This window comes from Mycobacterium sp. (assembly GCF_035314665.1).
Lineage (GTDB): Bacteria > Actinomycetota > Actinomycetes > Mycobacteriales > Mycobacteriaceae > Mycobacterium.
Map to the genome: position 1 here is coordinate 1 of NZ_DATFZD010000242.1, position 10,465 is coordinate 10,465.

Annotated in this window: 12 protein-coding genes; 4 read left to right on the forward strand and 8 right to left on the reverse strand. The window is 65.2% G+C overall.

The features are described 5' to 3' along the window. Positions 1–847, forward strand: an 847-nt coding sequence (locus VKI00_RS17715) for an acetolactate synthase large subunit (protein WP_324439621.1), incomplete at its 5' end; no start/stop codon positions are given. Here VKI00_RS17715 and VKI00_RS17720 read toward each other — a convergent pair. The 4 genes from VKI00_RS17720 to VKI00_RS17735 are packed head-to-tail and all read right to left on the reverse strand — an operon-like array spanning position 833 to position 5,337. Beyond that, positions 833–1,528 carry a hypothetical protein gene (locus VKI00_RS17720; protein ID WP_324439623.1) on the reverse strand — a complete coding sequence of 232 codons (696 nt, stop codon included), beginning with the start codon at positions 1,526–1,528 and terminating at the stop codon, positions 833–835. The two genes, VKI00_RS17715 and VKI00_RS17720, sit on opposite strands and share 15 nt — an antisense overlap. A gap of 4 nt (positions 1,529–1,532) precedes the next feature. Next, on the reverse strand, positions 1,533–3,038 hold the full coding sequence (gene fadD17, locus VKI00_RS17725) for a long-chain-fatty-acid--CoA ligase FadD17 (RefSeq protein ID WP_324439625.1): 1,506 nt from the start codon (positions 3,036–3,038) through the stop codon (positions 1,533–1,535). 2 nt (positions 3,039–3,040) lie between these two features. Continuing rightward, positions 3,041–4,138 carry an acyl-CoA dehydrogenase family protein gene (locus tag VKI00_RS17730; RefSeq protein ID WP_324439627.1) on the reverse strand — a complete coding sequence of 366 codons (1,098 nt, stop codon included), beginning with the start codon at positions 4,136–4,138 and terminating at the stop codon, positions 3,041–3,043. A gap of 17 nt (positions 4,139–4,155) precedes the next feature. After that, positions 4,156–5,337 carry an acyl-CoA dehydrogenase gene (locus VKI00_RS17735; RefSeq protein ID WP_324439629.1) on the reverse strand — a complete coding sequence of 394 codons (1,182 nt, stop codon included), beginning with the start codon at positions 5,335–5,337 and terminating at the stop codon, positions 4,156–4,158. Between the two features lie 182 nt (positions 5,338–5,519). Between VKI00_RS17735 and VKI00_RS17740 the strand changes: the two genes are divergently transcribed. Both VKI00_RS17740 and VKI00_RS17745 read left to right on the forward strand, forming a co-directional pair. After that, positions 5,520–5,711, forward strand: coding sequence for a ferredoxin (locus tag VKI00_RS17740; RefSeq protein WP_324439631.1), 192 nt, complete (start codon positions 5,520–5,522; stop codon positions 5,709–5,711). Between the two features lie 13 nt (positions 5,712–5,724). After that, positions 5,725–6,636, forward strand: a complete 912-nt coding sequence (locus VKI00_RS17745; protein ID WP_324439633.1) for a 3-oxoacyl-ACP reductase — start codon at positions 5,725–5,727, stop codon at positions 6,634–6,636. Positions 6,637–6,730: 94 nt separating this feature from the next. Here the strand turns inward: VKI00_RS17745 and VKI00_RS17750 are convergent, their stop codons facing one another. The 4 genes from VKI00_RS17750 to VKI00_RS17765 all read right to left on the reverse strand — a co-directional run bounded on the left by VKI00_RS17750 (position 6,731) and on the right by VKI00_RS17765 (position 9,201). Then, a complete protein-coding gene (locus VKI00_RS17750; protein WP_324439635.1) occupies positions 6,731–6,889 on the reverse strand; it encodes a hypothetical protein in 159 nt (52 codons plus the stop codon). A gap of 75 nt (positions 6,890–6,964) precedes the next feature. Then, positions 6,965–8,431 (reverse strand): trehalose-6-phosphate synthase, encoded by a 1,467-nt coding sequence (locus VKI00_RS17755; protein WP_324439636.1) that lies wholly within the window; start codon positions 8,429–8,431, stop codon positions 6,965–6,967. Beyond that, the gene (locus VKI00_RS17760; RefSeq protein ID WP_324439639.1) at positions 8,431–8,595 is read right to left on the reverse strand and encodes a hypothetical protein; all 165 of its coding nucleotides are present in this window, start codon (positions 8,593–8,595) and stop codon (positions 8,431–8,433) included. Before VKI00_RS17760 ends, VKI00_RS17755 begins: the two co-directional genes overlap by 1 nt. Positions 8,596–8,724: 129 nt before the next feature. Further along, the gene (locus VKI00_RS17765; protein ID WP_324439641.1) at positions 8,725–9,201 is read right to left on the reverse strand and encodes an MPT63 family protein; all 477 of its coding nucleotides are present in this window, start codon (positions 9,199–9,201) and stop codon (positions 8,725–8,727) included. 325 nt (positions 9,202–9,526) lie between these two features. Between VKI00_RS17765 and VKI00_RS17770 the strand changes: the two genes are divergently transcribed. Then, on the forward strand, positions 9,527–10,462 hold the full coding sequence (locus VKI00_RS17770; protein ID WP_324439643.1) for an enoyl-CoA hydratase: 936 nt from the start codon (positions 9,527–9,529) through the stop codon (positions 10,460–10,462). Positions 10,463–10,465: the final 3 nt, after the last annotated feature.

The window sequence follows — 10,465 nt, forward strand, 5'->3', positions numbered from 1 at the left end:
TGAGCGCGGCGCCGGCGTGCCCGCCGTCGATCGGCTCGCTTATTTCGGCGAGGCCGCGGTGGCCCAGCTCGACGGTGTCAAGCATCTGGTGCTGGCCGGCGCCAAGAGCCCTGTGTCGTTCTTCGCCTACCCCGGCAAGCCCAGCGACCTGGTGCCGGCAGGCTGCGAGGTGCACATGCTGGCCGAACACACCGGCGCGGCAGACGCATTGGTCGCTTTGGCCGATGAGCTCGCGCTGGGTACCGCCGCCCCAGTGGCGCCCGCGTCGCGTCCGCGGCTGCCCACCGGTGCGTTAACGACCGTGGCGGTGGCCGACGTGATCGGGGCGCTGATGCCCCAGCGGTCGATCGTCGTCGATGAATCCAACACGTCGAGCGTGCCGCTGGCGGCGGCGACCGCCGGCGCGCCCGCGCACGACTGGCTGACGCTGACCGGAGGGGCGATCGGCTACGGCATTCCGACCGCGGTCGGGGCCGCGGTCGCCGCGCCCGACCGGCCGGTGCTCTCTCTGGAATCCGATGGCTCGGCGATGTACACGATCTCGGGGCTATGGACCCAGGCACGGGAGAACCTCGACGTCACCACGGTCATCTACAACAACAGCGCCTACGACATTCTGCGAATCGAGCTGCAGCGGGTCGGGGCCGGTTCAGCGCCGGGTCCCAAAGCGCTTGATCTCCTCGACTTATCGCGTCCCAACATGGATTTTGTCAAGATCGCCGAGGGCATGGGCGTTCCAGCGCGGCGCGTCACAACCGCCGAGGAACTCGCCGATGCCCTACGCGCTGCCTTCGCCGAACCTGGACCGCATCTGATCGACGCCGTCGTGCCGTCAATCATGGGATAGCTCGGCAAGGTGGTCGACCAGCCAGTCCGCCAGCTTCTCGAGCACGTCGACTCCGGTCTCGAACACGCCGTCGTGGGCTTCGGCCGCCAGCGCGACGCCGACATGCCCGGCTTTGATCGGCACGATCGCGAACTGCCGGACCAGGTAGTCACCGGCCGTCCCGGGGCCCCAACCGCCCTTGGCGGCAAAGCCTTTGGCGGCCAATCCCCAGCGGTGATCGGCACAGAGGTTGCCCATCAAATCGACGATGCCGGACGCGTCGGGTATGCCCGGCAGCTGGGCGGCGAATTGCGCTTGCCGGGTCAACGACCATTGCGTTTGACCGAATGCGGTGTAGCCGGGGCGAAGTCGCCGCGACTCGACGGTGGTGGTTGTGTCGCTGGCGTCTTGAATGACAGCTTGCACCTGCCGTGCCGCCTCGGCTGGATCGCCGAGTTGCGACCACAGTTCTTCGGCGGCCGCGTTGTCGGACTGAATGATCGCGTCGGCCACCAACTCGCGGCTACCCACACCTGCCCGCAGCGTCGCAATCGCCAACGGCACCTTGATCGTCGACCATGCGACGCCGGTCGACCACGCACCGAACGATACCGCCGAGCCGGTAGCAGCGATCGCGACGCCAATCGTCGCCGGGACGGTTTCCGACAGCTCCTCAAAGCTGGTCTCGAGTGCGCGCTTCACGATGCTAACGGCGGATCGGCCACACCGGGTCGGCGCAGTCGAGGCCCTCGGCCGCCAGCTGCCGCTTGAGCACCTTGAATGTCGCGGTGCGTGGCAGGGTCGTGCCCACCCGGACGTACGACGGCCACTGCTTGCGCCCAAGGTCGGTCTGCTCGGCCAGGAACCCGCGAAATTTGTCCGGGTCGAACTCGGCGCCGGGCAGCATCACCAGCGCGGCCATCACCTGGTCGCCGACGGCCGGATCGGGCACCGCATACACCGCGACCTCGGTCACGTCCGGATGGCGAAGCAGCACCCGCTCGATGGGCGCGGTCCCCAGGTTTTCCCCGTCGACGCGCAGCCAGTCACCAAGCCGGCCGGTGAAATACGCATAGCCGGCCTCGTCGCGGTAGGCCAGGTCGCCGCTGTGATAGATACCGCCGGCCATACGCTGCGCATTGGCCTCGGCGTCGTTGTAGTAGCCCTCGAAACGGCCTGGGCCGCCGACATTTACCAGCTCGCCGATCACGCCAACCGGACAGGGCTGACCGGTGTCGACATCGCGGATCTCGATGCCGTCGGGCAGCAGACCAAGTGCGCCTGGCGGCGTATCCGGTGTGCGGCTGATCGCCACCCCGCCCTCCGTCGACCCGAAGCCGTCGATGACAAGGCAGCCGAACCGGTCAGCGAAACGCTCGATCTCGCCGGGTGCTCCCTCATTGCCGTAGACCGCACGCAGCGGATTGTCGGCGTCGTCCGGACGCTCGGGTGTGGCGAGCACATAGGACAATGGCTTGCCGACGTAGTTGGCGTACGTGGCGCCGTAGCGACGGATGTCCGGCAGAAATCCGGATGCAGAGAACCTGCGCCGCAACACCATTGAGCCGCGGCAGGCCAATGATACCGCCCATCCGACCAGCACCGCGTTGGAATGAAACAGCGGCATCGACGCATAGCAGACGTCGTCTGGGCCGAGACTGAATCGGTCGGTCATCGTTACGCCAGCGATCCCGACCTTGCCGTGGCTGCACATCACCGCCTTGGGGTCACCGCTGGTGCCCGAGGTGAAGATCAGCATGAACAGATCGTCGGGCTGGGCGGACCGAAAGCACACCTCGGCGTGGTGTGCGGCCACCTCGTCCGCCCATTCGCCTTCGTCGACGTTGATGTGATCGATATCGCCAAGTGTTGCAGCGGAATTCGCGTCGGCCAGCACGAGCTGGCAATCGGCATGGTCGATGTCTCGGGTCAGCGCGGCGCCGCGACGCACCGGGTTGAGGCCCACCGGGACGATTCCCGACATCCCGGCTGCAACCAACACCGCGGAGAAGAACGGCGTGTTCTCCAGCAGCACCCCGACATGCGGCGGCCGAGCCGGGTCGAGCCGCTCGCGCAGCGTTGCCGCCACCGCGGCGCCGTGCCGGAGATGATCACGCCAGTTGACGAACGCATCCTCGAAGTAGACGCCCCGATCCTCGACATCGACGAGCGGTTGCAGCAGGTCGACGACGGTGGGAAGGGGGGCTGCCACAGCTAGGCGGGGGTATCGGCCAATTCACGGCCGATCTTGAGCAATTGCCCGGTGGCGCCGCCCAGCGCGAACTCGGTTTGCTTGGCGGCCAGGAAGTACCGGTGCACCGGATGGTCGGTGTCGATGCCGACGCCGCCGTGTATGTGAACGATGGTGTGCGCCACCCGATGCCCGGCGTCGGCCGCCCAGAAGGCCGCGGTGGCGACCTCGGTGTCGGCAGGCAAATCCTCGCTGAGCCGCCACGCAGCCTGGGTCAGGGTCAGGCGCAGACCCTTGACGTCGATGTAGCCGTCGGCCAGCCGTTGCCCCACCGCCTGGAAGCTGCCGATCGGGCGATCGAACTGTTCACGAGTGCGCGCGTATTCGGCTGTCAACTGCAGGCCACGGTCCAGGACGCCGAGCTGAAATGCGCTGCGGCCCAGTAAATCTAGCGTGGCGATCCAGCTGACGACGTCTTCGCCGCCGACAACCCGTTGACGGTCCACCTCGACGCCATCCAGCCGCAGGTGCCCGACGCTGCCTAACCCGGTGGTGTCCAGCGTCGTCACCGTGACGCCGGGGTCGCTGGTAGCGATCAGGAAAACGGTGGTACCGGAATCGGTTTCGGCCGGCACCAAGAATCCGTCGGCCACCGGCCCGTAGGCGATCTGGGTGCGGGTTCCTGACAGCCGGTAGCCGTCACCGACATGGGTGGCCTGCACTGGACCGTCACCCATTTCACCGTCCAGCGCGACCGTGAGGATCTTCTTGCCGCTCACCGCGGGAGCGCCCCACTCCTGCCGAAGTTCCGGTGAACCGAACCGGGCCAGCGCGCCCGCAGCCAGCACCACTGATTCCAGGTAGGGCACGGCGGCCAGTTGGCGGCCCAGGCCGACCAAAACGGCGATTTCCTCGAGAACACCGAAACCACCGCCGCCCAACGATTCTGGTGCAGCGGTGGAGAGGATGTCGGCGTCGATCAGCTTGCTCCACAGCTCGCGGTCGAACCGTTGATCGAGCCCGTCGAGTCTGCGCTGATGCTCGGGCGTGCACACCGCGTCCACGATCGTGATGACCAGGCCGCCGAGATCAACTGCGGCTTCGGTCGTCGAAAAGTCCATTAGGTCTCCAGAATTCGTTAGCGGTTGGCTCGGGGCAGGCCCAAGGCCACCATGCCGATGATGTCGCGCTGCACTTCGTTGGTGCCGCCGCCGAAAGTCAGGATCAAGCAGGCCCGGTGCATCCGCTCGACTCGGCCGCGCAGCAGCGCTCCGGGTGAATCCTGACGCAGGGTCGCCGCGGTGCCGAGCACCTCCATCAGCAGGCGGTAGGCCTCGGTGGCGAACTCGGTGCCGAACACCTTGGCCGCCGAGGCATCCGCGGGTGACGGTGTGGCGGATTCCGACGACGCGAGCTCCCAGTTGATCAGCTTGAGCACCTCGACCTTGGCGTGCACTCGGGCCAGGTTGAGTTGCACCCATTCCGAATCGATGAGTCGCGCGCCGGTGCCGTCCTTGGTGTTCTGTGCCCACTCCCGAACCTGGTTGAGCGCCATGATGATCGGCATCGGCGACACCAGCGCGACACGCTCGTGGTTGAGCTGGTTGGTGACCAGCTTCCAGCCGCCGTTCTCCTCGCCGACCCGGTTGGCGACCGGGACCCGGACGTCCTGGTAGTAGGTGGCGCTGGTGTCCACGCCGGCCATGGTGTGCACCGGGGTCCACGAGAAACCCTCAGCGCTGGTCGGCACGATCAGCATCGAAATGCCGCGGTGCTTCTTGGCTTCGGGGTTGGTGCGGGCCGCCAGCCAGACGTAGTCGGCGTAGGCGATCAGGCTGGTCCACATCTTTTGGCCGTTGACGACGTAGTCGTCGCCGTCGCGCACCGCGGTGGTCCGCAGGTTGGCCAGGTCGGTGCCCGCACCGGGCTCGGAGTAGCCGATCGAGAAGTGCAGTTCTCCCGCGGCGATGCGCGGCAGGTAGAGCTTCTTCTGCTCCTCGGTGCCGAAGGCCATGATGGTCGGCGCGACGCTGTTGATGGTCAGGAATGGCACCGGTGCGCCGGCGATCGCGGCCTCGTCGGTGAAGATCAGCGAGTCCATCGGCGAGCGGTCCTGGCCGCCGTACTCCTTGGGCCAGTTGAGGGTGAGCCACCCGTCCTTGCCCATCTGGGCGACCGTCTCGCGGTAGACGTTGCCTTCGCCGACCTCACCTGACGTCGAGCTCAGTGCCTCGCGACGTTCCGGGGTGATCAGCTTTTCGAAGTACGACCGCAGCTCGCGACGCAGTTCCTCCTGCTCGGGGGTATAACTGATGCGCATTCCGGCCACCCTCCTCCTAGTTAGGTGAATTGCGCGGCAGCCTGCATCAACGGCCACCCATTCGCCACCCTGGTTGTAACACGTTCTAGTCTGAGGGTCCAGCGACCACCACGCCGAACACTTTCGCAGCTGGTCGTATGGTGGGTCATACCTACTCACAGCCCACGTTTTAGGAGGACGCCGTGCGGGTGATAGTCGACCACGACCGCTGCGAAGGCAACGCGGTGTGCCTGGGAATCGCGCCGGATATCTTCGACCTCGACGACGAGGACTACGCCGTGGTGAAGACCGATCCGATTCCGGCCGATCGGGAGGTGCTGGCCGAGCAGGCGATCGCCGAATGCCCGCGGGCTGCCCTCCTGCGCGAAGACTAGAGGTATTCACAAATTGACTAGCAGCACGAAAGCGACCGATCTGTCCGGAAAGGTCGCGGTGGTGACCGGTGCGGCCGCAGGGTTAGGCCGCGCCGAAGCCATTGGCTTGGCACGGTCCGGTGCCACTGTCGTGGTCAACGACATCGCCGCCGCGCTGGACGCTTCCGACGTCATCGACGAAATCACAGCCGCTGGTTCCAAGGCTGTCGCGGTCAGCGGCGACATCAGTCAACGCGCGACCGCCGACGAGTTGGTCAGCTGCGCAGACGGGCTCGGGGGCTTGAGCATCGTGGTCAACAACGCCGGTATCACCCGCGACCGGATGCTGTTCAACATGTCCGATGAGGAGTGGGACGCGGTCATCGCCGTGCACCTGCGCGGCCATTTTCTGCTGACCCGCAACGCCGCCACCTATTGGCGACAGAAGGCCAAGGAGGCTGAGGGCTCGGTCTACGGCCGCATCATCAACACCTCATCGGAGGCGGGGGTGACCGGGCCGGTGGGACAGGCCAACTACGGCGCCGCCAAGGCGGGCATCATCGCGCTGACCCTGTCGGCGACCCGGGCGCTGGGCCGCTACGGAGTTTGCGCCAACGCGATCGCCCCCCGCGCTCGGACCGCGATGACGGCCGACGTGTTCGGCGAGACGCCCGAGGTCGGCGCCGGCGAGATCGACCCGCTCTCGCCTGAGCACGTGGTCACGTTGGTGCGCTTCCTCGCCTCGCCGGCAGCCCAAGCGGTCAACGGCCAGGTTTTCGTCGTCTATGGACCACAGGTGACGCTGTTGTCGGCACCGAGCCTGGAGCAAAGGTTCACATCCGACGCGCAGGCTTGGGATGCGCAAGAACTCAGCACCACGCTGCACGATTACTTTGCTGTGCGCGACCCGAAACGGAATTTCGGGGCGACCTGGCTATTGGAATGACGGTCCGGACTACAAGACGCGTCGTCTAATCCGCAGCAACTAGAACACGTTGCAGAACGAACTACCGCACAAATGCGCTGACCTGGCAAAACTACTAACTTTTGTCGATCTTCCACGATGCCGCGGGCACCCCGGCCTCGTTAAAGCTGTACATGCCGTCGGGCGGTGGTCCCAATGCCTTGGCCGGGCTCGCCGTCTCGCAAGCCACGAGTGCCATGACAGCAGCGGCGGTCAGGCCGCGGGAGAAACCCATCGTCGCGCTCCCCTTCCGGCTCGGTGTAGAAGAGTATTCCAGCGCGCCTGTGGCGACACCACCGATACCAGCGATTCAGCGGTTCGGCGGATGCGCCTCGGCCAGCGCCTCGAGAAACGATCGCGCCCAACGGTCGACGTCGTGGACGAGCACCTGGCGTCGCAACGCTCGCATCCGGCGCCGCCCCTCCTCGTCGGTTTGGTTGAGGGCTGCCTCGATCGCGTCTTTGACGCCTTCCGTGTCATGCGGATTGACCAGATAAGCCTGCCGGAGTTCGGCTGCGGCACCAGTGAATTCGCTGAGCACCAGCGCACCGCCGAGATCGCTGCGACACGCGACATACTCCTTGGCGACGAGGTTCATCCCGTCCCGCAGCGGGGTGACCAGCATGACGTCGCTGGCTACAAAGAACGCGACGAGTTCGTCGCGCGGGACCGGACGATGCAGGTAATGCACCACCGGATGGCCGACTTCGGCGTATTCGCCGTTGATGTGGCCGACTTGGCGCTCGATATCGTTGCGTAGGACCTGGTAGCTCTCGACACGCTCGCGGCTGGGCGTTGCGAGCTGGACCAGCACGGTGTCCTCGCCTTTGACGCGGCCCTCGGCGAGCAGCTCGGCAAACGCCTTGAGCCGCACGTCGATACCTTTGGTGTAGTCGAGCCGGTCGACGCCAAGCAGAACCTTGCGAGGATTGCCGACCTCGGCCCGGATGTCCCTGGCCCGCTTGCGGATGTTGCGGTCACGGCCCTTTTGGTCGAGCTCGCTGGAGTCGATGGAGATGGGGAAGGCGCCCACTCGCGTGGTGCGCCCGTCGACCTCGACCTCGCCGAATCGAGACCGCACGCCGACCGAACCCCGGGAGGTGTTCGCGCCGACCAGGCGTCGGGACAGAATCAGGAAGTTCTGGGCGCCTCCGGTCAGATGGAATCCCACCAAGTCCGCGCCGAGCAGTCCTTCCACGATCTCGGTGCGCCAGGGCAGCTGCATGAACAGCTCGACCGGCGGGAAAGGGATGTGCAGAAAGAAGCCGATGGTCAGATCGGGTCGCAGTTCGCGCAGCATCTTAGGCACCAGCTGCAACTGGTAGTCCTGCACCCAGACGGTTGCCCCCTTGGCAGCCGCACGTGAGGCCGCCTCGGCGAATCGGCGGTTGACGTCGACGTAGCGGTCCCACCATTCCCGTTGGTAGATCGGTTTGACGATGACGTCGTGATACAGCGGCCACAGCGTGGCGTTGGAGAATCCCTCGTAGTACTCGGCGACGTCGTCGGCGGACAGGCGTACCGGGTGAAGACGAAGGTCCTCCGCCTCGATCGGCTCCTCGTCGGCGTCGACAATCCCCGGCCAGCCGACCCATGCCCCGTGACGGCGGCGAAGCAGCGGCTCCAACGCGGTGACCAAGCCGCCGGGGCTGCGCTTCCACGTGGTGCTTCCGTCGGGCAGCCGCTCCATGTCGATCGGCAGCCGATTGGCGACCACCACGAAGTCGGACTCTCCGGCGGTAGGTTCCTTCGAGCCCGAGCTTCGCGCGGGGGGCATCAGACCTCGATTTTCGCCGGCCCAATGCCGAGCATCGACAAGAAGATGCGGCATTCGTCGGCGTCGTTCGCGTAGGCCGCTACGACGCGCCTGGCCTGGCTTGCGGTGCTGTCAGTCAGCGGTTCCACATCGTCGATGTCGTGATGATCAGATTTCGCGGGCATGACTTAACTCTATGCGAAGTGCGCATACAAGTGCTTGTGAGCCCCGGCTGGCACGCCCCCGTCGGCATAAGCCCGCGAACTCAACCTCCGGGAGAGTTGCCTGCCGAGTCTGTTATGGACGACTGTTTATTAGCCCCAGATGAGCAGGTCTTCCATTCCATTGTTCATTGTGACGGTGGTCGGCGCTGGACCGGTGACGTCGAAGTGGATTTTGCCGGTCGATTGTGCGCCTTGGGGGATGGTGGCCCCGCTGATGTTGGTCGGGCTAGCGGTTAGCCACAAAACCCGGTAGCTGGCTTGGTTAGGGGCGACCGCGTTGAACTGCGAAACAGCCGGGGTGACGGGGCCCGAGACGGCGTTGACGGTGGCGGTGGCTTCCCAGAGCTTGCCGGCTACCGGGTAGTCCGGCAGCACGTCGGAGCTGGGCTGGAGGTTGCTGACCGTCCAGGTGAGGGTGACTTGGCCCACCGAATCGACCATCGTTAACGGGCTGCCAAGTTTGCCCGTGATGGGATAAGCCGCCGACGCAGCCGGGGCGCTGGCAATGCCAATCGTTGCCATGGTCACGGCCGCCACTGACTTCATTGTCATCGTGGTGATCTTCACTTCTCATCTCCTACTCGTTTGAGCGACGTCATTCGTCGCCAGCCGATGTAATAAACCACTTTAAAGCCGGCAAACAATCGCGTCACGGAATTAATTTCCACGTGCCTAGAAGTTTTGGACGAGGTTGATGTCCGAGCCTGGGCGCGGGACGGGATTAGTCGGCACATCAATCGTTGACGGATTGATTTCTTCGCTCGGGCAGGGGTCATTCGAACGATACTCATCGTGCTTGGCAACGGTCTAGCCACGGACCAACCCGCCGACCCGCGCGTTACGTGCTGGCCGTAATGTGTAAGCGTCTAAACCATGGCGAGTGAGGTGGCTAATGGCAGTCCCCAACGAGGTGGGCACCAACGCGGTTGACGCGAAGCATGAAGAGCTGGTGACCTACGAAACGCTCGACGAAGGCCGCATCGCCCGGATCTGGCTCAACCGGCCGGATGCGCACAACGCCCAGAGCCGCGGCCTGCTGGTTCAACTTGACGAGGCGTTTCTGCGCGCCGAGGCCGACGACGACGTTCGCGTGGTGATCTTGGCGGCGCGCGGTAGGAATTTCTCCGCCGGTCACGACATGGGTTCGGAGTTGGCATTGGCGGAGCGGGCGCCCGGCCCGGACCAGCTGCCCAGCTTCCGGATAAATGGCTCCAACCGCGATGCGGTGGCGGAGAAGACATACCTTCAGGAATGGCATTACTTCTTCCAAAACACTTGCCGTTGGCGCGATTTGCGCAAGATCACCATCGCCCAGGTGCAGGGCAATGCGATCTCCGCCGGTTTGATGCTGATCTGGGCCTGCGATCTGATCGTCGCCGCCGACAACGCGAAGTTCAGCGACGTGGTTGGTGTCCGCATGGGCATGCCCGGCGTCGAATACTACGCGCATCCTTGGGAATTCGGCCCGCGCAAAGCCAAAGAGCTTTTGCTGACTGGTGATTCGCTGGACGCCGACGAGGCTTACCGGCTCGGCATGGTGTCCAAAGTCTTCCCGCTCGATGAGCTCGACGAGAAGACGGTGGAGTTCGCTCGGCGCATTGCCGAGCGGCCCACGATGGCGGCCCTGCTGATCAAGGATTCGGTGAACGCGGCGTCGGACGCGATGGGTTTCACCGAAGCGTTGCGCCACGCGTTTCACATCCACGAGCTGGGCCATGCGCACTGGGCGGCGCACAACGAGAACAGGTACCCGATCGGATTGCCGCCCGATGTCGAGGACTGGCGCAACGCAAAGCCGTCGAAAGTGGCCCGCCGCGATACTCCGTAGCGC